Below are 23,101 nucleotides of genomic sequence, written 5' to 3'. Positions count from 1 at the left end.
GAAGCTAAAAAAGATTGCATACGATTCTTGTGCAAATCGCGCACAATCGCCCAAAATTTGTGCAATGCACAAGGAAGCTCGCCGGATAGGCAGCGCTGCCGAAGCCTGATTTTTCAGACAATTCAACCGCTTGGCGGTTAACCGCGAAATTGGCACGCATGATGCTTTGGTTAATGCGACCAAACAGGGAAGTCTGAATGTCCAAAGCCGCCGAGATCGACATCGTGTCCGTTTCGAAAGTCTACGGAATGACGACTGCCGTCGAGGCCATCAGCCTGAAAATACCGGCGGGCACCTATTGCTGCCTGCTGGGCCCCTCGGGCTGCGGCAAGACCTCGACGCTGCGTATGATCGCCGGCCACGAGAGCATTTCGTCGGGCGATGTCCGGCTTGGCAACACAGTCGTCACCGATCTGCCGCCCGCCAAGCGGGGCACGGCGATGATGTTCCAGTCCTATGCGCTATTCCCGCATCTCGACCTCATCGACAATGTCGCCTTCAGCCTGAAGATGAAGGGGGTCGACAAGGAAAGGCGCCGCGCCAAGGCGCTCGACATGCTCAAGCTGATGCAGATGGAGGCCTATGCGACGCGCCGCCCCGCGCAGCTTTCCGGCGGCCAGCAACAGCGCGTCGCACTCGCCCGCGCACTGATCACCGACCCTGAGGCGCTGCTGCTCGACGAGCCGCTGTCGGCGCTCGACCCGTTCCTGAAGATACGCATGCGCGCCGAACTGAAGAAATTGCAGACCTCGCTCGGCATCACTTTCGTCCACGTCACCCACAGCCAGGAGGAGGCCATGGCCTTGGCGGACCTGATCGTGGTGATGAATGACGGCCGCATCGAACAGGCGGCACCCCCACGCGATGTGTTCGAACGCCCGGCCACCGCCTTCGTCGCGCGCTTCATGGGCGACCACAATGTCATATCCGGCCGGGTCACCGGCGCACGCGACGGCATGGTCGTTTTCGACGTCAATGGCGGCGGCTCGCTCGCTGCCTGCGGACAAGGCCAGGAAGCGGGAGCCTCGATCGAAATCGCGATCCGCACCGACCATGTGCGCATCGGCGAGTCACCCTCGCCCGGCCTCGGCTTCACCGGCATCGTCTCCAACATCGAATATCGCGGCGCCACGGTGAAGCTGTCGGTGGCCGGCGCCGGCATCGACGATTTCACGGTCATCGTCGACGATTCCGACTTCTTCGCCAAACCCGTCGCCATTGGCGACGCCGTACCGCTCGCCTGGGATTCCGAAGACGCCATCGTCCTCGGGCGCCTTCATTCATGAATTCAACGAAGCAAAACAAAACAGGGGAATAAGCATGACAAACACACCGCAAACCAAGACTGGCATTTCGCGCCGCTCGCTGCTCAAGACGGGCGCCGCCGCCGTCGGCCTTGCCGCCGGCTCCGGCGTCATCACCGGCTTCCCGACCATCTGGGCGCAGTCCAACATCACGCTGCGCCAGTTCGGCACCGGCGTCTCGAACCTCAACGCCATCGCCGACAAGTGCAAGGCCGACCTCGGCATCACGCTTGAGATGACGGCGACCGATTCGGACGCCGCCGCCCAGCGCGCCGTGACCCAACCCGACAGCTACGACATAGCCGACATCGAATACTGGATCTGCAAGAAGGTGTTCCCGAGCGGCGTGCTGCAGCCGATGGATGTCAGCAAGCTGAAATATTACGACGAGCTGGTGCCGCTGTTCAAAACCGGCAAACTGACCCCCGACAGCGTCATTGCCCAGGGCACCGCGCCGCACACGGTCGGCTATGTGGAGGCGCAGGACTCAAAGACCTTCGCCAAGGCCCCCACCAACTGGTTCACCATGGTGCCGACGATCTATAACGCCGACACGCTGGGCATCCGCCCTGACCTCGTCGGCCGCGACATCACCACCTGGGCCGACATCATGGACCCGGCGTTCAAGGGCAAGACCGCGATCCTCAACATCCCGTCCATCGGCATCATGGATGCGGCCATGATCATGGAGGCCACCGGCAACATCAAATATGCCGACAAGGGCAACATGACCAAGGAAGAGATCGACAAGACGATCGACTTCCTGATCAAAGCCAAGCAGGCCGGCCAGTTCCGCGCCTTCTGGAAGTCGTTCGACGAGAGTGTCAACCTGATGGCATCGGGCGAAGTGGTCATCCAGTCCATGTGGTCACCGGCCGTCGCTGCCGTGCGCTCCAAGGGCATCGCCTGCCGCTTCCAGCCGCTCAAGGAAGGCTACCGCTCCTGGGGCGGCGGCCTTGGCCTTGCCGCCCATCTCAAAGGCGCCGAGCTCGACGCGGCCTACGAATACATCAACTGGTACACGTCGGGCTGGGTCGGCGGCTATCTCAACCGCCAGGGCTACTATTCCGCCAACATGGTCTCGGCCAAGAAGTTCATGTCCGACGACGAATGGGGCTACTGGATCGAGGGCAAGCCGGCCAAGGGCGAGATCAAGGCGCCCGACGGCACCGTCATGGAAAAGGCCGGCGCCGTGCGCGACGGCGGCTCCTTCGAGGAACGCATGGGCAAGGTCGCCTGCTGGAACTCGGTCATGGACGAGGACCGCTACATGGTGAAGCGCTGGAACGAGTTTATTGCGGCGTAAGGGAACAGCCCGCGCCGCCGCCTTCTCCCCTTGTGGGAGAAGGTGGATCGGCGCGCAGCGCCGAGACGGATGAGGGGTGTTCCAGCGGAGTGAGACGTTGGCTTTCCCTGGAACACCCCTCATCCGACCTCACTTCGTGAGGCCACCTTCTCCCACAAGGGGAGAAGGAAAGGCCGTCCCGCCCCACCGCGAACCTGCACCGGGAGCATTGATGACAGTCGCGCTCGAACGCCCCGCCATCGCCGCCGCCGCACCCAGCAAGCGCGGCCGTTTGTCACTCAGTGCCGTCACGCCCTATCTGCAGTCGGCACCGCTGGCGCTCATCCTCGGTGCGTTCCTGCTTTTGCCCATCATCATGATCGTCGTCGTATCCTTCTGGGATTACGACTTCGCCGCCATGTATCCGGATTTCCTGACGACGAACTATTCCGACGTGCTTGGCTCCTGGGTGACCTGGAAGACTTATCTCAACACCATCAAATTCGCTGCCATCGTGTGGGCGCTGACCTTGTTCATCGGCTTCTGGGTGGCTTATTTCCTTGCCTTCCACATCCGCACCACGGCCATGCAGATGGTGCTGTTCCTGGTTTGCACCGTACCGTTCCTGACCTCCAACATCATCCGCATGATCTCGTGGATCCCGGTTCTTGGCCGCAACGGCCTGATCAATTCGACGCTGGTGCATATGGGGCTGGTGCCGAAGCCGATCGAATGGCTGCTCTATTCCGAATTCGCCGTCGTGCTGGCCATGGTGCATCTCTACACGCTGTTCATGGTGACGCCGATCTTCAACACCCTGATGCGGATCGATCGTTCGCTGTTCGAGGCCGCGCGGGATGCCGGCGCGTCCGGCTGGCAGGTGTTGTGGAACGTCGTCATCCCGCTGGCCAAGCCCGGCATGGCGATCGGCACCATCTTCGTCGTCACACTGGTGATGGCTGATTTCTCCACTGTGCAGGTGATGTCGGGCGGACAGAGCGCTTCGGTGGCGCTGATGATGAAGAACCAGATGTCGCTGCTGCAATATCCGGCCGCCGCCGCCAATGCGGTGGTTCTGCTGGTGTTGGTGCTTTTGATGGTCGCCGGCATCCTGCGCATCGTCGATATCCGCCGGGAGCTTTGAGGTGAGCCACGAAAAACGCACCCTCGAATTTTACGTGCTGGCAGCTTTCTTCACTCTGTTCGTCCTGTTCCTCTATGGCCCACTGTCGGCGATCCTGATCCTCTCCTTCCAGGGCGAGACCGGCGGCCTCACCTTCCCGCTCAATGGCGTGTCGCTGCACTGGTTCGCCAATCTGTTCGAGCGCCAGGCGGTCGGCGATTTCGGCGGCAGCTTCAAGCGCTCGCTCGTGCTCGGCCTGATGGTAATGATCGTCACCGTCGTGGTGTCGTTGTTGGCGGGACTCGCTTTCCGGCAAAAATTTCGCGGCGCCACCGCGCTGTTCTACCTGGCGGTCGCCAGCCTCGTCGTTCCCTCGATCATCATTTCGTTGGGCATCGGCGTCGTCTTCCAGCAGGTCGGCTTCCGCCCGGCCTGGTACACATCAGCCTTCGGCGCGCACCTGACCTGGACCTTGCCCTTCGGCGTGCTCATCATGTTTGCCGTCTTCAACCGCTTCTCGCCGGCCTACGAGGAAGCCGCGCGCGACCTGGGCGCCACCTCCTGGCAGACCTTCGCCCATGTCGTGCTGCCGATGATCGCGCCGAGCCTGATCGGCGTCGGCCTGTTCGGCTTCACGCTGTCCTATGACGAGTTCGCCCGCACGCTGATGACGTCGGGCACCTTCAACACGCTGCCGCTCGAAATCTACGGCATGACCACCAATGTCACGACGCCGGTGCTCTACGCGCTTGGCACGGTGACCACCGTGTTCTCCTTCCTGGTGATCTTAGCGACGCTGGGCGCCATCCTCTATGTCGGCCGCCGCCGGGCGAGAACGTGATCGTGCAGATACTGGTGGTGAACCCCAACACGACGGCGAGCATGACCCACACGATCGCAGTAGCGGCGCGAGCCGTCGCCGGCGCCTGGACCGAGGTGATCGCTGTCACCTCCGCCATGGGTCCGGCCTCGATCGAGGGCTATTATGACGAGGCATTGGCCGTGCCCGGCCTTTTGATGGAGATCGCCGCCGGCGAACGTGCCGGGGCGCAGGCCGCCATCATCGCCTGCTTCGACGATACCGGCCTGGACGCGGCACGCGCCATGGCCTCCATTCCGATCATCGGCATCTGTGAGGCCGCACTCAGTGTCGCCTCCTACATTGCCCAGCGCTTCACCGTCGTAACGACCACCGAACGCTCGCGTGTACCTGTCGAGGGCCTGGTGCAACGCTACGGCATGGCCGGGCGTGCCCGCGTGCGCGCCGCTGACATTCCCGTGCTTTCCCTTGAAGACACTACATCCGGCGCCGTCGAGAAACTGCGCGCCGAGATCGCCCGCGCTATCGACGAAGACCGGGCCGAAGCCATCGTGCTCGGCTGCGCCGGCATGGCCGACCTGGCCCACCAGTTGCAGGAGGAGTTCGACCTGCCGGTCATCGACGGCGTCGGCGCGGCGGTCAAGCAGGCCGAGGCGCTGATCGCATTGGGGCTGTCGACCTCGAAGCGCGGTGCCTATGCCAGCCCGCTGGCCAAGTCCTATCGCGGCGTGCTGAAATCCTTCTCGCCCGGAACTATCGCCGCGGAGTGAGCCATGAAGCCGACCATCCGTGCGCTGTCGCTGCAAGAACTGGCCGTTCTAATCGACTGGGCGGCCGCCGAAGGCTGGAACCCCGGCCTCGACGATGCCGCCGCGTTTCAGCCAACCGACCCTGAAGGCTTCATCGGCGCCTTTGTCGGCAACGAGTTGGTCGCAGCCATCTCGGCTGTCGCCTATGGCGGCAATTTCGGTTTCATCGGTCTCTACATCTGCCGACCAGATATGCGCGGCCAAGGCCACGGCAAAGCGGTGTGGAGCGTCGGCATGGCCAGGCTGGCCGGCCGAACAGTCGGCCTCGACGGCGTCGCAGCACAGTTGGCCAACTATCGGCGTAAGGGATTCAGGCCAGCTTACGAAACCATTCGCTTCAGCGGCCGTACCGCAACCCCGCCCGTCCGAAGCGAAGGGGTGCGCATGATAACCACGCAACTCGTGCCCGACATCATCGCCTATGACGCCCACTGCTTCCCCGCACCTCGGCGAGCCTTCCTGCACCGTTGGTCGCAGCCACCGCATGTCGGGTTCGCCGCGATCAGTTCACTCGGTACTATTGGTTACGCCGTGGCTCGTCGCTGCCGTTCGGGTTACAAGATCGGCCCGCTGTTTGCCGACGACACCGAGACCGCGATGCAACTGTTGGGCGGTCTGGCTTGTGCATGCGAAGGCGGCGACCTGCATATCGACGTTCCAGCCGACAATATCGATTTCACTACGGCGCTTGCAGCGATTGGTTTCAGGCCGACCTTCACCACCACCCGCATGTACAAAGGCACGCCTCCGAAGGTCGACTCGCGCCGAATATTTGGCGTGACGACCCTGGAGTTAGGGTAGATCCGGGCGCAGTCCGACAGGCTTGGCGAGGCGCTTGCGTTTCTTCGCGCCGCGCAGCTGGCGGCTTTGGTTTTGGGAACCGGCGCGCTATGGACGATCGACTCTGCAAGAAACTGGTGGGGCAAGAAACTGGTGGGCGCCGCCTAAGTAGAATTGTCTGATGTCTCAGGCGGCGCTACGTCGTCCCGGCACGGGGTTTCCCGGCGTCTCATGGCCAATCGGCGTCACCAGAGTGAGGTCGGGATAGCCGCTTGCGATCAGCTTGACGGCGGCCTGCGCCACCTCATCGTCCGCTTGCAGCATGGAGAGAAAGACCTCGGTGCTGTCGCCAACCAGTCGGCTGATGCTGTGCGCGTCGGCCGGTCCGCATTCGACGATGACCAGATCATAGGCGGTGGTCAGCGACTGCATGATGATCGGCAGCCGGTCGGCGGCGCGCATGGCGCGAACCGGGTCGGCGGTGCCGACGGGAATGACATGGCAGTCTGAATAGAGGTCGGCGTGGATGACGTCGCTGAACTGCGCTTCCGAAGCCAGCAGATTGGTGATGCCGGGGAACAGTCCGCTGTCCAGCATCGGCCGCGAGGCTGCACCCGATGCGGTCAGGTCGAGCAGCAGCACGCGCAGGCCGGCGTCGGAGACTTCGCGCGCCACCAGCACCGCCGAGGCCGCGGCCTCGTCGCCTTCAGGCGAGACGAAGATGGCGCGCGCAGCACCGCTGGCGATCAGCTTTTCCGCCGCTTTCTCGACGTCGATCTCGCCGAGGCTGGAGCGCACCGGTTCGGGTTCCGCGTCTGCGGCTGCGGCCGCTGCTTCTTCCAGCGCTGCGGGGGCCGACTCGGGAACCGCCTTCGGCTCCAGTTCATGCTCCATATCCGCCGGCCGGTCTTCCGCCTCCTCGGTCTTAGCTGCCACCGGTTCCGGCTCGACGACCGGCGCCGACGCGACTGGCATTGCGACCTGTTCGATACGCTCGAATCGGGCGCCGGGGGCCGGACGCATGGCGCGGCCCGAAAACAGCTCCTGCAGAAGCGTGATGATCGACATCAGCAGCAGCGAGCCGACGAAAGCGGCGCCGACGATCGGGACGAGTTTGGGGAAATAGGGTTCCGATGGCACGCGCGCCTCGGAAAACACGCTGGCATCGACCGGCAGATAGTTCTTGCGCGAGGACACTTCGCGGAAACTCGCCATATAGGATTCAAGCTGCTGGCGCCGGACATTCGCCTCGCGCTGCAGCGCATCCAGTTGGACCTGCTCCTCGCCGGCGCGCGACGACGCCGCCTTCAGCTTGTTGACGTCCGACATGAGCTGGTTTTCGCGCGCCTGGGCGGTCTGAGCCTGGGTCAGCAACCCTCGCATAACCTTTTGCGCCTCGTTGCGTATCTGGCCGTCGAGGTCGGCAAGCTGCGATCTCATCGCCCGCAGGCGCGGATGGTTGTCGAGCAAGGTGGTGGAGAGATCGGCAATGTTGGTTCTGAGCTCGATCTGACGCTCACGCAGCCGCTGGATCAGATCGGAAGACAGCACTTCGGGTACAGCGTCCAGCGAGCCACCGGCCTGCAAGGCCTGGCGCACCCTTTCGGCCGTTGCCTCGGCCGAGGCACGGTTGGCGCGCACACGCGACAGTTCGGTCGACAGTTCGGACAATTGCTGTGTCGCCAGCACCGAATTGTTGCCGCCCATCAACAGGTCCGACTGCGCGGAACGGAAGGCCGCGACCTTGGCCTCGGCATCCCTGACCTGCTTCTGCAACTCGTCTATCTCCGGCCCCAGGAAGGCGGTCGCGGCAGCGTTCGACTTGGTCTTTGCATCCGCCTGATAGGCCAGGTAGGCCCTGGCGATCTCATTCGGGATTTTGGCGGCAAGCTCGGGATCTTCCGAGGAAAATTCGACGGCGATGGCACGCGTCTTTTCCACGCCATAGACATTGAGCTTGTCGCGCATCTTCTGCAGTACACGCTCATCGAGCGGAATCTCTGCCGGATCGCTTTTCAGGCCAGCAGTGACCAGAAGCCAGCTTACCGGCGACATGTCGAGCGCATCGTTGAACTCGGGCTTTTCGCCCAGATTCAGATCGCGAGCCACCTTGTTGAGAATGTCGGACGAGGAAATGACCTGAACCTCGGTCGCTACACCTTCCGCATCGAGCACAGGTCTGTCGTCTTCATTGTTTCCGGCAGGCCGCGTATAGGCCGATTCGTTCAGCTGGATTTTCAGCTGCGTCGTCGCCTTGTAATGCGGCGTGGCAAGCCAGGCGAAGGCGAAGGCGAGACCGGTGACGATGAGCGTGACCACAAGGATGCGCAGCCAGTTCCTCGCCAGGCTGGCGAAGAGCTGTCTCAGGTCGACATCGACATCTGCGGCCGCGGACTGAACGGACATGCATTCCTGCTCCGGAACATGAGTCTAGATGTTACCGTAAACAACTATGGTAACCCAGCCGTTAAGATCGCGGTAAGCACCCGTTAGGGTTTGCTGACAGCGGGCAAACAAAGGCCGCGAAACTACTCGGCTTTTGTCGATTGCCGCCAAATCGGCTGCGTCCCTTTACCGGCCATTAACCCTAACAGGATGATAACAAACCCAGATCCCTAAGGTTTGCCGCCGCGTCATGGCGGCCACAGCGACGAAGGTGTGTGTCCGATCATGAAAAGCGCTGCTGGTCTGTTTCGCGCTCTGCTGGCCGTGTCGATGCTCGCCGGCTGCTCCAGCTACCGGCCGACGCCGGCGGCCTTCCACGAAGTGCTCGACCAGCCCTACCGGCTCGGCGCGGGCGACCGTGTCCGCGTCACCGTGTTCGAGCAGGACGGGCTGACCAATACCTACAGCGTCGACCAGTCCGGCTACATGTCCTTCCCGCTGGTCGGCGCCGTGCCGGCACGTGGCCACACGGCCCAGCAGCTGGAAAAAGAGATCGCCGACAAACTGCGCCAGGGCTATCTGCGCGACCCCGATGTGTCGGTCGAAATCGACCGCTACCGGCCGATCTTCGTCATGGGCGAAGTGGGCGCGGCCGGCCAGTATTCCTATGTGCCGGGGCTTACCGTGCAGAAGGCGATTGCGATTGCCGGCGGCTTCTCGCCGCGCGCCAACCAGGAAAGCGTCGACATCACCCGCGACATCAACGGCAAGGTGATGACCGGCAGGGTGGTTACCTCCGACCCCTTGCTGCCTGGCGATACCGTTTACGTTCGCGAACGCCTGTTCTGACATCAACGTGGCGGACCAGCTCAGGATCGTCCACTGCTTTCGCTCACCCGTCGGCGGGATCTTCCGGCATGTGCGCGACCTGACGGAGGCACAACTCGCCGCCGGGCACGTTGTCGGCATCGTCTGTGATTCGACCACAGGCGGCGAATACGAGGAACACCTGTTCGACCAGATGAAGGACAGCCTGGCGCTTGGTATCCATCGCACGCCAATGCAGCGCCATGTCGGACCGGGCGACCTCGCCTCGGCCTGGCGTACCTATCGAATCATCAAGGAATTGCGGCCGGACGTGTTGCACGGGCACGGCGCCAAAGGTGGCGCCTATGCCCGTCTGTTCGGCTCATTGTTGCGGGTATCAAGGTCTCGCGTAGCCCGCCTTTATTCGCCGCATGGTGGCTCCCTCCACTATGACGAAACGACGACGACCGGGAAGCTGTTCTTCGCGCTGGAGCGCTTCATGGCGCGCTTCACCGACTGCCTGCTGTTCGTCTCCGACTATGAGCGGCGCACCTACCGACGGAAGGTCGGCGAGCCGCCAATCCCGAACACGCTGGTCTACAACGGCCTGCGCGCTGCTGAGTTCGAGCCGGTTGTAACCGTGCCTGATGCCGCTGACCTGCTCTACATCGGCATGATGCGTGACCTCAAAGGCCCGGACATCTTCATCGACGCGCTGGCGTTGGCCGGCACGCAGCTCGAGCGTCGCTTGACCGCAGTCATGGTTGGCGACGGCGACGACCTGCCACGCTACCACACGCAGGTGAAACGGCTGGGGCTCGAAAAACAGGTTCGCTTCCTGCCGCCAATGCCAGCCAGGGACGCCTTTGCGCTGGCCGACCTCGTGGTCGTGCCGTCGCGCGCGGAAGCCATGCCTTATATCGTACTCGAGACGCTGGCCGCCGTCAGGCCGATGATCGCCACCGCAGTCGGCGGCATACCCGAAATCTTCGGTGAGGGATCCCCTGCCCTGATCCGTCCCGATTCGCGCGACCTCGGTGACAAGATGGGCGAGGCACTAGGCGATCTCGACGCCTATCGGCGCGCTATGCCCGACACCGCCAGCCTCAAGGCGCGCTTCGGCGCCGATGTGATGGCTGCCGAAATCGAAAAAGCCTATTTCGCCGCGCTCAGCAAATAGGCTACTTGCCAAAACCACAGGTTGTCTCAAGGTTTTTTTAGCTCTCTTCTGCTATGGTCATGGCGGAAGCTTGTGGGAAACCCGATGAACGAGACCGACCCCACGCGCCGCTTTTCGGCCGATGCGGTGCGCAAATTCGACGGTCCTGCCGAGAGCCCCACGCCCGGCGGCATGAACAGTGTTGCCCGCCAGGTCGCCTCGCAATACCGGCGCGATACGATGTCGCCGGTCATGGTCAGCGGCGTGCTGCGCATCGTCGAATTCGCCTTGCTGTTCCTGTCGGGACTCGTGCTCTACTTTCATTTTGTCGGCTTCTTCACTTACCTCGCCTGGCAATATCCGCTGACCATCGCCGCGGCCTCGTTCCTGGCCGTCGTCTTGCTCGACGTCAGCGATTGCTACCAGATCTCCGCCTTGATGCGGCCGATCTCCAACCTCGGCCGCGTGCTGGCGGTCTGGGCCGGCACCTTCGCGCTGATGGCGCTGACGGCCTTCATCATGAAGATGTCGGAGGATTATTCGCGCCTGCTGTTCGGCACATGGTTCGTCATCGGCCTGCTTCTGCTGTTTGGCCTGCGCCTGGTGATGTCGAAGCTGATCCGGCGCTGGGCGCGCGACGGCCGCATGGAACGCCGCGCCGTCATCGTCGGCGGCGGCAAGGCGGCCGAGATGCTGATCCGCTCGGTCGAAAAACAGCCCTACAACGACATCCGCATCTGCGGCATCTTCGACGATCGCGGCGACAAGCGCTCGCCGCCGATCGTGGCCGGCTACCCCAAGCTCGGCACCATCTCGGAGCTGATGGAATTCGCCCGCATCGCGCGCATCGACATGCTGATCGTGTCACTGCCGCTGACCGCCGAAACGCGGGTGCTGCAGCTGTTGAAAAAACTCTGGGTGCTGCCGGTCGACATCCGGCTCTCTGCGCATTCGAATGCGCTGCAGTTTCGCCCGCGCGCCTATTCCTACATCGGCTCGGTGCCGATGCTCGATATCTTCGACAGGCCGATCAACGACTGGGATTCGGTCGCCAAGCGCGCTTTCGATATCGTCTTTTCGCTGATCGGCATCATCCTGTTTTCACCGGTGATGCTGGTGACGGCCCTTGCCATCAAGCTCGACAGCAAGGGGCCGGTGCTGTTCAAGCAGAAGCGGCACGGCTTCAACAACGAAATCGTCGAGGTCTATAAATTCCGTTCCATGTACACCGACCGCTCGGACCCGAGCGCCAAGCAGACGGTGACCAAGAACGATCCGCGCGTCACCCGCGTCGGCCGCTTCATCCGCAAGAGCTCGATCGACGAACTGCCGCAGTTCTTCAACTCGCTGTTCGGCTCGCTGTCGCTGGTCGGTCCGCGCCCGCATGCGATCGCCGCACAGTCGCACAACCTGCTCTACAACGAGGTGGTCGACGGCTATTTTGCCCGCCACAAGGTCAAGCCAGGCGTCACCGGCTGGGCGCAGATCAATGGCTGGCGTGGCGAGATGGATACCAATGAGAAGATCCGCATGCGCACGGAGTACGACCTCTACTACATCGAAAACTGGTCGATGCTGTTCGACTTGCGCATCCTGTGCCTGACACCGCTGCGGCTGCTCAATACGGAAAACGCCTATTGAGCGCGATTTCCCATGAGGTGCCGCGGGCTGCGGTCAACACGTTGTCGCGGGCCGCGGTCAACACGTTGCCGCCTTCGGTGGTCAACGCCAAGCTGATCGCGCTGATATCCTCAGGCGCGGTGTTTTTTGGCGTCTTCCTCTCGGGCTTCGTCATCGACGAACCGGCGCCTTACGATCTCTTCATGGTCGGGCTGATCGGGGTGTGGGCGCTGTTTGGCCTGCGCATATCGCGCGCTGCCGTGCCGCTGCTGGTGCTGCTGATCACGATGAACATCGGCGGCATGATGGCCATGACGCAGATGGCCGATCTCGCCAACACGCCGCTCTATCTCGCCGTCTCGCTGTTCCTCGCCTTCACCGCGGTGTTCTTCTCTTCGGTGACGGCAGTGCAGCCTGGTCTCTACCGGCTGATCTTCATCGCCTACGTCTTCTCCGCCGTGGCGACAGCGCTGCTTGGTATTGCCGGCTATTTCCACGCCTTCCCCGGCGCCGACATCTTCACCAGATACGACCGCGCCCAGGGCGCCTTCCAGGATCCGAACGTGTTCGGACCGTTCCTGGTGCTGCCCGGCATCTATCTCCTCTATCTGCTTCTGACCGGGTCGATCGCGCGCATGCCGCTGCTGGCGGTGCCGTTGCTGATCATCACCGCCGGTATCTTCTTTTCGTTTTCGCGCGGCGCCTGGGGGATGTTCGCCGTTTCGGCGATCCTGCTCACCGGCGCCCTGTTCCTGCAAAGCAACAGCGGCAAGTTCCGGCTGCGCGTCGTCATCATGACCATTGCCGCCGTCGCGCTGCTGGTGGTCGCCATGATCGTCATCCTGCAGCTGCCGGGTGTCAGCGAAATGTTTTCCAGCCGCGCCCAGCTGGAACAGAGCTATGACACGGCTCGGCTTGGCCGTTTCGCCCGCTACACGATCGGCTTCCAGATGGCGCTCGAGCATCCGCTCGGCATCGGCCCGCTGGTGTTCGGCACCATTTTTGGCGAAGACACGCACGACATCTGGCTGAAGACGCTGATGGACTATGGCTGGCTCGGCTTCGTCTCGTTCCTGACGCTGACGCTGTGGACGATCGCGGCCGGCTTCCGCATCCTTTTGCGCGACCGGCCCTGGCAACCCTATCTGCTTTGCGCCTATGTCGCCTTCATCGGCAATATCGGGCTCGGCACCTTCATCGACATCGACCACTGGCGCCACGTCTACCTGCTGCTCGGCCTGATCTGGGGCGCGATTGCGCTGGAATACCGGCATCAGAGGGAATTGAGGGCGGAGACAATCCGAAGCGGTGGGAAAACCGCCGAGTTCGGATGACTCCGCCCTGCTGACGGATTGCAGAGATATTTCACCTATCTCGCGATACCGGCGACCCGTTCGGGGTATTGCACGGCCAGCATCGAATTGTCGGCATGGCTGGCAAAGATTGCACTGACCTTTTCCGCGTCGAACCTCGCCCTGCGTTTGCGCTTCTCGTCGTTCAGCAAAATGCCGCTGATGGCGTCGAACTTGCGTCCGAGGTTCTTCATGATGCCTCGCTTGATCGGCCAGCTGCGGCTGAAGCGGCCGGCCCAGGGCGTGCCTTTCGCCAGATCGCGGTAGATCGCCATGGCGTCGACCTCGACACCGACCGGGCGAGGCTCCCAAGGTTTGCCCCAGGCGAAGTGGCGGGCGTAGGATCTCCTGAAAGGGATTTGACTGGAGTAGTTGGTCATCACGTTCCAGAACGGATGCATCGTCTGCCACCGGCCTTCGAAGGCCACGTTCAACGCGCCTTGATCCATCCCGTAGACATGTTCCGACGCCAGCTGCCGCGTACGCTCCAGGAGCCCCTCAGCCCTGAGCAGCGGCATGTTGAAGAGAAGAACGCCAGCATTGAATTTCGGCGCACCGGGCTGCATCGGCAGATGTTGCCTGTACTTCGCGTCGAAGTAGGTCTGCTCGTCGTGAGCGGCCAGCAACGGCGCGTTGAGCGGTGTGTTGCAGAGATCGGCTATCGATCGGTTGAAGAGCACGTCGGCGTCGGAATAGGCGATGCGGTCATATGGCTCGAATTCAGGCAATTTATCCGCGAACAGCCTGATGTAGGTCGCAAGAGTGGGATGCGTTCCACGGTTGAAGTTCGTCGCCTCCATGAACTTCGTTACGTCGATGATGCCGATCCTTCCCTCGAGCAAGCGCTCGCCGGCAGACCGGTCTTCGGCTGGGATAATACCGGTGTGCAAAATAAAGCCGTCGACGGGGCCAGAGACATCCAGCACGCGGCGCGCTGCCAAGCAGGTGTACGGAAAATACCTTTGATCGGCGGCGAAAAAGAAGCATGACGTTTGCGACACAGTCTAATTCTCCTGCCCTTCGCCTTACGGATTGAAGTCGCGGATATCTCAAGCGAAACCGCCGAGTACTTCGGGAAATTGCACGGCCATCGCACCGGCAAGGGCATGCTCGGCATACATCTTATGCACCTTGCCGCCATCATACCGTGCGCGCCGCCGATACCGATCCTTGTTCGGCAGCATCCCCATGATGCCGTCGAACCTGCGGGCGAACCGCCTCATGATGCCTCGCTCAAAGGGAATGCGCTGCCGGAAGGGCTGAAGCCAGGGCGTATCCCTTGCGAGATCGCGCCAGACGGCAAGCGCTTCGAGTTCTACGTCGACCTGGTTCCCCCACGGCTTGCCGCCGGCGAAATGCCGTGCATAGGCTTGGGCGAACCGAAATTCCTTCGTATCGTTGGACATCAAATTCCAGTTCGGATGCATCGTCTGCCACTTGCCCTCGAAGACGATGTTCAGCGCGTTCTGATCGTTCATCTGCCCGGCAACGGCCACGTCCCTGGCGCGGTGCAAGAGGCCCTGTTCGCGCACCAACGGCATATTGAAGACGATGATACCGGCATTGAAGTAAGGCGCTCCCGGCTGCATCGACAACTTCTGCCGGTAGCTCGGGCGGAAATACATATAGTCGTCATGGGCGGCCAACAACGGAGCATGCAAAGTCTGGCCCACCAGGTCACCGATATCCCGATTGAACAGAACATCACAATCGACATGGGCGATGCGATCATAGTCCGCGAACTGAGGCAGTTGGTCGGCGAAAAGCCGCACAAAAGTGCCGACATTGCTTGGCCGGAAAGTATGGCCGGCCTGCGCAAACAACGCCGAGACGTCCATTATGCGAAGGCGATTCTTCAGCAGGCGCTCAGCAACACGCATATCGGCATCGCGTGCACCAACATGCAGGATGAAGCCTGGCGTTGCGTCTCCCGAAACATCCAGAATTCTGCGCGCCGCCAGGCATGCATACGGGAAATAGTTGGCGTCAGCCGCTAGAAAAAAACAGGAACTTGCCACGCGCAATCCTTCTAATCGATATGGGCGAGCCATATCGCCTTGGCGTAGCGTCGACAAGGCCGGATGCCTGGCGACTTTTCCGGTCCAACGCGCCGTTTTAGCGCTTGCACCATAACCCTTGAAAATATATGGCTTTGCGCGGTCCGGAGTGTAGCGCAGCCCGGTAGCGCACTTGACTGGGGGTCAAGGGGTCGTCGGTTCGAATCCGGCCACTCCGACCAAACAACACAGGCGGCTAGCTGCTTCCCCCAAAGTGGCCACGCGATTTCTCAGCCGCATTACAGCCAATCGCAAAATGCGTTTCCTACGGCGTCACGCCGGCGTGTCGCCCCAGGAAAGGCTCGATGGGGCCTGTGAGCAAAGCAGCCTCCTGCTTGATCTTCTCGTCGCTCCATTCCCACCACCGGATCGCCAGCAATTTCGCAATGACGTCCTGCGAAAACCGATAGCGGATAAGCCTGGCCGGAACCCCGCCGACGATCGCATATGGCGGCACGTCCTTGGTGACAACGGCGCCGGCCGCTACAATAGCGCCATCCGCGATGTGGACGCCTGGCATGATCATCGCATGACGGCCGATCCAGACATCGTTGGCGATGGTAATGCCGACGGGTTTGCCACCATGCGCATTGGGATCGGTCGAGTCCATCATGCGGCTGTGGATCGGAAAAGTCGTTGCAGCCCAAGGCACGTGACTTCCCCCGGAACATTCAAAACTGACGTTACCGGCGACCGAACAGAACGCCCCGATCGTCAGCGGAGTGGCGTCAGACGCTCCAAGCACCTTCTTCCGGCTCACCCCATAGGTGTGACGTCCGACGGTCACGCTTGAGGGCAGCTTGGATCGAAACGGATTCCTCATGCGGAGCCAACCCGTCACGATGATCTCCTGAGCTTCTGGCGCAAGAAATCCGCAGGAGTTCGCCACAGACGATATCGACCGGCTTTTGCAACCTGCTGGCCGACTGGCACCTTGCCATAAGCGTTAAAGAACGCATGAACACGCGGCTCAGCAAACTGCTTTTTGCCTCGGGTGTTGTAGTGTCGGATCGGCAGGCCGTGAGGGCTGATGGTTCGGCCGTTTTGAGAAAGGGCTACCCCGAGGCAGAACTGTTCCGGCGCCCACGTGTCGGTCACCTCATAAACGGCCTTGATAGCTGCGAAGGCGTCCACCATGGCACTGAGATTGTCGCGGTGGATTCCTACGATTCCGCTGTTCCACATCGGTTCCTGGCCGCTCAGGATCTGGCCACCGATGCTGATGTTCTTGCCCGGCAGCGCGCTCCGATAGATGCGATGCGGCCCTTCGCACAGGCGCATAAAGGAATGGGTCGCAGAGATCGAGCGGAAGCCTTTCGATGGGTCCCCCACCGGATACATGTCGGTGTCCATGAAAAGGAGCCGATTTGCTCGCTGCAAAAGCTCACGCATAGCCCCGGCCTTGATGCCGAAATGGTAGCTTCCTCCGAAAGACCACTGCTCTTTCTGCCTAGTCGTTATGAGCATTGTCTCAACAGGATAAGCGCGAAAGAGTTCAGTCCTGTCAGTTGCGACGACTATTCTAGCGGCCGGGCAATGGTGCAAAAGCTTGAGGGCGCTGAGTAGCGCACCGCGATGGTAAAGCTCATTCTCACCATAGGCGATGTAACCAAAAACGTCGTTCATTCCATCACGTATAGTGAGTCGCCCTATCTTCTACCAGCCGCTCAGCTCGCTACTGGCACACATCGACCCATTCGGCGTTGACGATCTCGGCCATGCGCTGCGGGCTGAGCCGTACGGCGGCGTTGGTGGCGCCGGCCGCGGGGACGACTTCATCGAAGGCACGCAGCGAGACGTCGGCATAGACCGGCAGCGGCGCCGGCAGGCCGAATGGACAGACGCCGCCGACAGGATGGCTTGTGGCGGCGACAACCTCATTGGCGTCAAGCATGCGCGGCTTGCCGCCGAAGCGGTCCTTGAATTTGCGGTTGTCGAGCCTCGACATGCCGCCGGCCACGATCAGCATGGTCTGCTCTCCGACGCGCAGGCAGATGGTCTTGGCGATCTGCGCCGGTTCCACGCCATGTGCTGCGGCTGCCAGCGCCACCGTAGCCGAACTGGCTTCGGTGACTACAACTTCGATATCTGGCGCACGGGCAGCCAGAAAGGCACGCACAGTCTCAAGGCTCATTCCGGTGTTTCTCCTCCATTCGATCCGGCGGGCAGCCACCTACCACTCGAACATGAAAAAGCTCGCCAGGGCAAACCATGGCGAGCTTGTTGAGAGACGCTTTGGCGGCGTCGTTTATGAAACGGACCGATTTTCTACAGGCGCTGTTGGCGCCGGGGCATCGATCAGGGCCGTTTCCGGCAATTGCAATGCTGCGGCGATCCGCCGAAGTTTCGACGGGTCAGTGTCCTTACCGCTCTCTATGTCGGCAATCTCGCTGGTCGACAGACCGCAGGTCAGGGAAAGCTCTTCAATACTGTATCCCTTTGTTTCCCGGATGGCTTTGAGGCCTGGGTGCTCAAGCACAACATCGGCCGCCAGCCTGGAGAAGGGTTCGTGTTTTGCATTTTGGGGCATTGGCAACTCCATGGGGCTAAAGAGTTTTGGATCAAATGATAAAGGTGTTGCCTGAGAGCGGGGACAATGCCCGCTCAAGGGCGATTTGCCAAGACCCAAACCGACCGTCACGGCATCGTGAACCGGCGTTAAAAATCGCTGGCTCCGGCCACATATGGGATCTCCGCCCGATCCTCCTAATCAAGTTCTTTTGAAGGACCGCACGCCGAAGTGTTCAGCGGTTTCGGGGCACTCGCGCGTTAGCCTGATGTCGCTGGCAACCGCATCGGACCAGCTTTCCCCAAGAGGATCAGACCAATGACATTGAAGACATCGGCCATCGTGCTCGCCACGATCGCAGGCCTAGCCGGCGCCAGCCTGGTCGAGGCACAAGCCGCCGACGCCGTGCGCATTCGCGGCACCGTTGCCGCCTTTGCCGGATCGACGCTGACGGTGAAGACCCGTGAAGGCGCCACCGACGCCATCGCGCTGGCTGACGGCTGGAAGATTTCCGGCGTCGCCAAGGCCGAGGCCGGGGATATCAAGCAAGGCGATTTCCTCGGAATTGCCTCGGTTTCAAAGGCCGATGGCGGCAGCGGCGCGCTGGAGGTGGTGATCTTCCCGGCGGCGCTCAAAGGCGCCGGCGAAGGCGACCGCCCGTGGGATCTCGAGCCCAACAGCCGGATGACCAACGGCACGGTTGCCGATGTCACCGAGATTGCGGGCCGGACGGTGACGCTCACCTACGACAATGGCCAGAAAAAGCAGATCGCGATCCCGCAGACGACACCGGTGGTGACCTTCGCGCCGGCCACAGCGGCCGACCTTCAGCCCGGTGCCGCGGTGTTCGTCAACGCCGAGCGTGGCAGCGACGGCACGCTGACCGCCGGCCGGGTCGTGGTCGGCAACAACGGCGTCGTTCCGCCGATGTGAAAGCGGTTGCTGCGCCTGCGCTGGCGCCAGACACAATCCAGAAACAAGATTCTACAGTCGGGAAAAACTGTCGAAAAATTCGGAGGCGATAGTCATGGCTGCGGGGTTCATGTCACCGATCTTGCTTGGTGGCGGTCAAATTCAGCCCGCGCAGAAAAGGAAACGAAGTCATGAAGAAGTCCCTCCTGTCGGCTCTCGGGCTGGCTTTCGCCCTTGCTGTCTCGCTGCCGATCATCGGCGCCAGCAGCGCGGACGCAGCTCCGGTGGCGAAGAAGCATCACCACCATCATCATCACCACAAGCACCACAAGAAGCATCACCGCCATCATCACCACCATCACCATCACCACAAGAAGGTGGAAGCCAAGAAGGCCTGAGCCGGCTGACTTGCCCGATGGGAAGGCTGGCTTTGGAGTCCTCGCCAAGGCCGCCTTCCCATTGGTTTTTGCCGGCGAGCCGTGGCGAGATGAAGACAGGATTCGATGGCGCCCAAGCGCCCGAAGGCGAGCAACCAACGAAGGTGTCAGGCACAAGGCCGAGGAGCACAGCGGTTGCGAGGCATGCTGCAGGACACCGCGAGCGTCTCGGTGCGTTGCCGAAAACCCGCTAGGATGGCGCCGCGAATGCGAGCACTATCGCGATCAAAATCAACAGCGGTCCCATCCATTTGAAATGCTTCGCGACCTGCAGCAACCACGGCTGCTGACCTGACCGAGCCTGAAAAGGACTTTGGAGCAGTCCAAAGCCAACGCCTGTCGCCCACAGCCCAACGCAGAACATGATGAACTCGTCGATGTAATTTGCGACCACGCCCCGCCTCCTCCGCCGGTATCTTTGGATTGGCGTTATAGCCGCAGCCGGGCGGGGCAAAAAGCGTGGTGCCAAGATGGCGACAACGACTGCTGCCGCCACCTGACATGAGCCGGGGCGGACTCGGTCTTGGCCGGCCATTTTCGGCACACCACCGTGCGACCTTCGCATGGCATGCCGCGCGTCCATGCCAGCGCGCTTCCCGCCAAATGCATGATCGATGCCGGCCGTTCCCGCCAGGCGCCGGCTGTTAATGAAGGCTAAAAATCACCTTAGCGAAAAAACACGAAGAAAATTCGAACCACGCATGAACCTTTCCTCTGGGAGCCGCACTAACCCGGCATGGACGCCAAGAAGGCGATCCCAACCCAGAAGGACGCCACGATGGCGATCCTCGATCCAGAGAAGGAAATGCTCAAATGACCAACTTCAAGCGCATCGCGCTCGCCGCGGCTTTCGTCGTCGCGGCTTTCGGTTCAGCCTCGGTTTCGACCTCGGCTTTCGCCAACGGCACGCATCCCACGGGCGACGGCGGCGCGGTTTGCAAGGGCTCCGGCCATTGCCTGGTGCTCTCGATCGAGTGCAAGGGCACCTATACCGATGCCACTGACAAGAATGGCACGGTCTATGGCAAGTGCAGCCAGACCGCGCAGGTTTCGCCGCAGGGCAAGATCAAGCTCGCCAAGTAATCGGCCCCTGATCAAGCAAATGGCGGCCGTCCGCGGGACGGCCGCCATTTTCTTTTGTGCGAGGCCTCTTTGTTTTTACGCAATTCCGGACGGAAAACCGTTCACACTTTTCCTGGAATTGCTTTAGCGCCGGCTGAGCAACAGACTGGCGACTAGGCCGACTACGACCAGACCCACGGCAGCCGCCGTCGCCGGATGATCGCGCGCCGTCTTTTCAATCGCCCTGCCCTGCTTCCTGATTGCGGGCATGGCATCGCTGATGCGGTCGGCAAGCTGCGCATAGTAGTCGGAGGCAGCATCGCGCCCGTCCTCGTAGTAACCGCCGCCGCGTTTGGCCATGGCTTTCCGTACGGCGGCAAGCTCCTTGGAAAGGGTCGCGACCTGCTTTTCGAGATCGAGATCGGAGAGGGTCGAAAGCGATACCATGATTGTTTTCCTTCTTTTCAGAGAAGGCCAAACGCATGGCCGCAGAGCCGGTTCCGATTTTGCTTGCCTCTGGCAATTGACCGAGAGGTCTAGCGCACCTGATCGAGCAGACGCTTGCATTCGAGGAGGTCGAACAGCGCCTCCTGCAGCAAGGCGCGGTTGTCGCGCGACAGTTTCGACGCGCCGGGCTGAACCGGACCTTCCTCCTCGGTCTTGCCCAGGCCGAAAAACCGGCGGCTGGGCTTTACCTTGGGCTGGCCGACCAGCATCTCGTCATCCATGCCGCGCGGCTGCGCCGCCGGCGTCAGCGGCACCTGATCGGCCTGCTTGCGCTGCGAGATCGCCTCGACGGCAGCCATGTCGCCATTGCCGATCGCGACCAGGAAATGGTTGCCGTTCTCGCGCAACAGCTTCTGCACGCCCTTGATCGTGTAACCCTGGTCATAGAGCATGTGGCGGATGCCCTTGATCAGTTCGACATCCTGCGGTCGGTAGTAGCGGCGTCCGCCGCCACGCTTCATCGGCTTGATCTGGTTGAAACGGGTTTCCCAGAAGCGCAGCACGTGCTGCGGCAGATCGAGATCCTCCGCGACCTCACTGATGGTGCGGAAAGCGTCGGGGCTCTTGTCCATGGGCGAAATCCTCACGCTGGACGGCGATCCGGCCGAGTTTGCCGAATCGGGTATTATTTCAGCGGTTTATGAAACAACATTCAAGCCCGGCGTCAAACCGGCGACCGTTTTCAACCGAAGCTTTGTGTGTCCTTGACGCAATTCCCTTGGGAAGCGCTACACGCTTTCCCGGGAAAACCGCTTCACACTTTTCCTGGAATTGCTGCAGAAACCTATTTGCCGCCCTTGGCCTTGCTGTTCTGGTGCGAGCGCAGGATACGGCTCTTCAGCACGTTCGACGACTTGAAGGTCATCACCCGGCGTGGCAGGATCGGCACCTCCTCGCCGGTCTTGGGATTGCGGCCGATGCGTTCGTTCTTGGAACGAACATGGAAGGTGGCGAAGGACGACAGCTTTACCGTCTCGCCGCGTACGATGGCTTCGCAGATTTCGTCCAGCACCGCTTCGACGAGTTCCGCCGATTCAGTGCGCGACAAGCCGACCTTGCGGTAAACAGCTTCGGCAAGGTCGGCGCGCGTAAGTGTCTTTCCCCCCATGCGACCGTCCCATCAGCTCTAAAAACATAAATCGATACAAGCAAAGGCAGAGCCTAAGTAATTGATCCGGCAAGGTCAAGGACCGAACCGGACCGTTCGGCACTTACCAGCGAACGAGAACCGCGCCCCAGGTGAAGCCGCCGCCCATTGCTTCCAGGAGCACGAGGTCGCCCTTCTTGATACGGCCGTCGGCGACGGCCACCGAAAGCGCCAGCGGCACGGAGGCAGCCGAGGTGTTACCGTGCAAATCGACGGTGACCACTACCTTTTGTTCGGCAATCCCGAGCTTCTTGGCCGAAGCGTCAATAATGCGTTTATTGGCCTGATGCGGCACGAACCAGTCGAGATCGTCGGCTGTGATGCCAGCCTGCGAGAACGTCGCCTCGATGACGTCGGTGATCATGCCGACGGCATGCTTGAATACTTCGCGGCCTTCCATCCTGAGGTGGCCGACCGTGCCGGTGGTCGAGGGGCCGCCATCGACGAAAAGCTTGTCCTTGTGGGCGCCGTCGGAACGCAGGCTCATCGCCAGCACGCCACGGTCGGCAATGCCGCCGGTGCCTTCATCCGCTTCCAGCACCAACGCACCGGCGCCGTCGCCGAACAGGACGCAGGTCGAGCGGTCGCTCCAGTCGAGGATGCGCGAAAACGTCTCGGCGCCGATCACCAGCACGCGCTTCGCCAAGCCGCCTCTGATGTAGAGGTCGGCGGTGGTCACGCCATAGACGAAGCCCGAGCACACCGCCTGCATGTCGAAAGCAAAGCCGTGATGCATGCCGAGCCGGTTCTGGATCTCGACGGCGGTTGCCGGAAAGGTGTTGTTGGGCGTCGAGGTCGCCAGCACGATGATATCGATGTCGGCCGGCGTCAGCCCGGCGCTGTCGAGGGCGGCGCGTGCGGCCGCCTCACCCAGCGACGCCGTCGTCTCGTCGTCAGCCGCGATATGGCGCTGGCGGATGCCGGTGCGCTGGGCGATCCACTCGTCGGAGGTCTCGACCATGCCTTCGAAATCGGCATTCTTCATGATGCGGCGGGGCAGCGCGGCCCCGGGGCCCCGCCCACGCC

26 protein-coding genes and 1 tRNA gene are annotated in these 23,101 nt (G+C 61.7%); 15 read left to right on the top strand and 12 right to left on the bottom strand.

All coding sequences use genetic code 11. The features are described 5' to 3' along the window. Window positions 1–197: 197 nt before the first annotated feature. From FJV77_RS17500 to FJV77_RS17475, 6 genes are all read left to right on the top strand, one after another. A complete protein-coding gene (locus FJV77_RS17500; protein WP_142868023.1) occupies window positions 198–1,286 on the top strand; it encodes an ABC transporter ATP-binding protein in 1,089 nt (362 codons plus the stop codon). Window positions 1,287–1,320: 34 nt separating this feature from the next. After that, window positions 1,321–2,610, top strand: coding sequence for a PotD/PotF family extracellular solute-binding protein (locus tag FJV77_RS17495; protein WP_142868022.1), 1,290 nt, complete (start codon window positions 1,321–1,323; stop codon window positions 2,608–2,610). A 211-nt stretch (window positions 2,611–2,821) separates the two neighbouring features. Then, complete coding sequence (locus FJV77_RS17490; protein ID WP_142868021.1) at window positions 2,822–3,733, top strand: ABC transporter permease; 912 nt, start codon at window positions 2,822–2,824, stop codon at window positions 3,731–3,733. Window position 3,734: 1 nt separating this feature from the next. Further along, complete coding sequence (locus FJV77_RS17485) at window positions 3,735–4,553, top strand: ABC transporter permease (protein ID WP_142868020.1); 819 nt, start codon at window positions 3,735–3,737, stop codon at window positions 4,551–4,553. Between the two features lie 2 nt (window positions 4,554–4,555). Beyond that, window positions 4,556–5,302 carry an aspartate/glutamate racemase family protein gene (locus FJV77_RS17480; protein ID WP_185970368.1) on the top strand — a complete coding sequence of 249 codons (747 nt, stop codon included), beginning with the start codon at window positions 4,556–4,558 and terminating at the stop codon, window positions 5,300–5,302. A gap of 3 nt (window positions 5,303–5,305) precedes the next feature. Further along, window positions 5,306–6,142 (top strand): GNAT family N-acetyltransferase, encoded by an 837-nt coding sequence (locus FJV77_RS17475; protein WP_142868018.1) that lies wholly within the window; start codon window positions 5,306–5,308, stop codon window positions 6,140–6,142. Between the two features lie 165 nt (window positions 6,143–6,307). On the opposite strand, the gene FJV77_RS17470 is transcribed toward FJV77_RS17475, so the two are convergent. Next, window positions 6,308–8,527 carry an exopolysaccharide transport family protein gene (locus tag FJV77_RS17470; RefSeq protein ID WP_142868017.1) on the bottom strand — a complete coding sequence of 740 codons (2,220 nt, stop codon included), beginning with the start codon at window positions 8,525–8,527 and terminating at the stop codon, window positions 6,308–6,310. Window positions 8,528–8,791: 264 nt separating this feature from the next. Between FJV77_RS17470 and FJV77_RS17465 the strand changes: the two genes are divergently transcribed. From FJV77_RS17465 to FJV77_RS17450, 4 genes are all read left to right on the top strand, one after another. After that, a complete protein-coding gene (locus FJV77_RS17465; protein ID WP_112561792.1) occupies window positions 8,792–9,355 on the top strand; it encodes a polysaccharide biosynthesis/export family protein in 564 nt (187 codons plus the stop codon). Between the two features lie 7 nt (window positions 9,356–9,362). Beyond that, window positions 9,363–10,493: a glycosyltransferase gene (locus FJV77_RS17460; RefSeq protein ID WP_142868016.1), complete on the top strand. Its 1,131-nt coding sequence runs from the start codon at window positions 9,363–9,365 to the stop codon at window positions 10,491–10,493. A gap of 84 nt (window positions 10,494–10,577) precedes the next feature. Next, window positions 10,578–12,113: an undecaprenyl-phosphate glucose phosphotransferase gene (locus tag FJV77_RS17455; RefSeq protein ID WP_142868015.1), complete on the top strand. Its 1,536-nt coding sequence runs from the start codon at window positions 10,578–10,580 to the stop codon at window positions 12,111–12,113. Between the two features lie 65 nt (window positions 12,114–12,178). Further along, window positions 12,179–13,426 (top strand): O-antigen ligase family protein, encoded by a 1,248-nt coding sequence (locus FJV77_RS17450; RefSeq protein ID WP_185970367.1) that lies wholly within the window; start codon window positions 12,179–12,181, stop codon window positions 13,424–13,426. A gap of 35 nt (window positions 13,427–13,461) precedes the next feature. On the opposite strand, the gene FJV77_RS17445 is transcribed toward FJV77_RS17450, so the two are convergent. Both FJV77_RS17445 and FJV77_RS17440 read right to left on the bottom strand, forming a co-directional pair. Further along, window positions 13,462–14,445, bottom strand: a complete 984-nt coding sequence (locus FJV77_RS17445) for a glycosyltransferase (protein ID WP_348643826.1) — start codon at window positions 14,443–14,445, stop codon at window positions 13,462–13,464. 48 nt (window positions 14,446–14,493) lie between these two features. Then, window positions 14,494–15,462: a glycosyltransferase gene (locus FJV77_RS17440; RefSeq protein ID WP_185970359.1), complete on the bottom strand. Its 969-nt coding sequence runs from the start codon at window positions 15,460–15,462 to the stop codon at window positions 14,494–14,496. A gap of 144 nt (window positions 15,463–15,606) precedes the next feature. Between FJV77_RS17440 and FJV77_RS17435 the strand changes: the two genes are divergently transcribed. Next, window positions 15,607–15,683: transfer RNA gene (locus FJV77_RS17435), tRNA-Pro, on the top strand. Window positions 15,684–15,766: 83 nt separating this feature from the next. On the opposite strand, the gene FJV77_RS33280 is transcribed toward FJV77_RS17435, so the two are convergent. From FJV77_RS33280 to FJV77_RS17415, 4 genes are all read right to left on the bottom strand, one after another. Beyond that, the gene (locus FJV77_RS33280) at window positions 15,767–16,153 is read right to left on the bottom strand and encodes a CatB-related O-acetyltransferase (protein ID WP_246692529.1); all 387 of its coding nucleotides are present in this window, start codon (window positions 16,151–16,153) and stop codon (window positions 15,767–15,769) included. A gap of 185 nt (window positions 16,154–16,338) precedes the next feature. Continuing rightward, window positions 16,339–17,127, bottom strand: coding sequence for a hypothetical protein (locus FJV77_RS17425; RefSeq protein WP_142868012.1), 789 nt, complete (start codon window positions 17,125–17,127; stop codon window positions 16,339–16,341). Between the two features lie 49 nt (window positions 17,128–17,176). After that, window positions 17,177–17,635 carry a YbaK/EbsC family protein gene (locus FJV77_RS17420; RefSeq protein WP_142868011.1) on the bottom strand — a complete coding sequence of 153 codons (459 nt, stop codon included), beginning with the start codon at window positions 17,633–17,635 and terminating at the stop codon, window positions 17,177–17,179. 114 nt (window positions 17,636–17,749) lie between these two features. Then, window positions 17,750–18,031: a helix-turn-helix transcriptional regulator gene (locus tag FJV77_RS17415; protein WP_142868010.1), complete on the bottom strand. Its 282-nt coding sequence runs from the start codon at window positions 18,029–18,031 to the stop codon at window positions 17,750–17,752. A gap of 297 nt (window positions 18,032–18,328) precedes the next feature. Between FJV77_RS17415 and FJV77_RS17410 the strand changes: the two genes are divergently transcribed. Beyond that, complete coding sequence (locus tag FJV77_RS17410; RefSeq protein WP_142868009.1) at window positions 18,329–18,943, top strand: hypothetical protein; 615 nt, start codon at window positions 18,329–18,331, stop codon at window positions 18,941–18,943. 170 nt (window positions 18,944–19,113) lie between these two features. Beyond that, the gene (locus FJV77_RS32425) at window positions 19,114–19,320 is read left to right on the top strand and encodes a hypothetical protein (protein WP_185970358.1); all 207 of its coding nucleotides are present in this window, start codon (window positions 19,114–19,116) and stop codon (window positions 19,318–19,320) included. Between the two features lie 229 nt (window positions 19,321–19,549). Here the strand turns inward: FJV77_RS32425 and FJV77_RS17400 are convergent, their stop codons facing one another. Beyond that, on the bottom strand, window positions 19,550–19,753 hold the full coding sequence (locus FJV77_RS17400) for a hypothetical protein (protein WP_142868008.1): 204 nt from the start codon (window positions 19,751–19,753) through the stop codon (window positions 19,550–19,552). Window positions 19,754–20,172: 419 nt separating this feature from the next. On the opposite strand from FJV77_RS17400, the gene FJV77_RS17395 reads away from it, so the two are divergent. After that, a complete protein-coding gene (locus tag FJV77_RS17395) occupies window positions 20,173–20,442 on the top strand; it encodes a hypothetical protein (protein ID WP_142868007.1) in 270 nt (89 codons plus the stop codon). Between the two features lie 123 nt (window positions 20,443–20,565). On the opposite strand, the gene FJV77_RS17390 is transcribed toward FJV77_RS17395, so the two are convergent. Beyond that, on the bottom strand, window positions 20,566–20,868 hold the full coding sequence (locus FJV77_RS17390; RefSeq protein ID WP_142868006.1) for a DUF883 family protein: 303 nt from the start codon (window positions 20,866–20,868) through the stop codon (window positions 20,566–20,568). 89 nt (window positions 20,869–20,957) lie between these two features. Further along, window positions 20,958–21,500, bottom strand: coding sequence for a MerR family transcriptional regulator (locus FJV77_RS17385; RefSeq protein WP_142868005.1), 543 nt, complete (start codon window positions 21,498–21,500; stop codon window positions 20,958–20,960). On the opposite strand from FJV77_RS17385, the gene FJV77_RS32420 reads away from it, so the two are divergent. After that, window positions 21,499–21,636, top strand: a complete 138-nt coding sequence (locus FJV77_RS32420; protein WP_185970357.1) for a hypothetical protein — start codon at window positions 21,499–21,501, stop codon at window positions 21,634–21,636. The two genes, FJV77_RS17385 and FJV77_RS32420, sit on opposite strands and share 2 nt — an antisense overlap. Before the next feature lie 76 nt (window positions 21,637–21,712). Here FJV77_RS32420 and FJV77_RS17380 read toward each other — a convergent pair whose 3' ends face one another. Further along, window positions 21,713–22,036, bottom strand: a complete 324-nt coding sequence (locus tag FJV77_RS17380; protein WP_006201891.1) for an integration host factor subunit alpha — start codon at window positions 22,034–22,036, stop codon at window positions 21,713–21,715. Between the two features lie 103 nt (window positions 22,037–22,139). Further along, window positions 22,140–23,101: beta-ketoacyl-ACP synthase III (locus FJV77_RS17375; protein ID WP_246691295.1), on the bottom strand; the 962-nt coding region annotated here is incomplete at its 5' end.

This window comes from Mesorhizobium sp. WSM4306 (assembly GCF_007003975.1).
In the GTDB taxonomy this organism is placed as follows: domain Bacteria; phylum Pseudomonadota; class Alphaproteobacteria; order Rhizobiales; family Rhizobiaceae; genus Mesorhizobium.
This window is presented reverse-complemented; position numbering and strand designations above follow the sequence as displayed.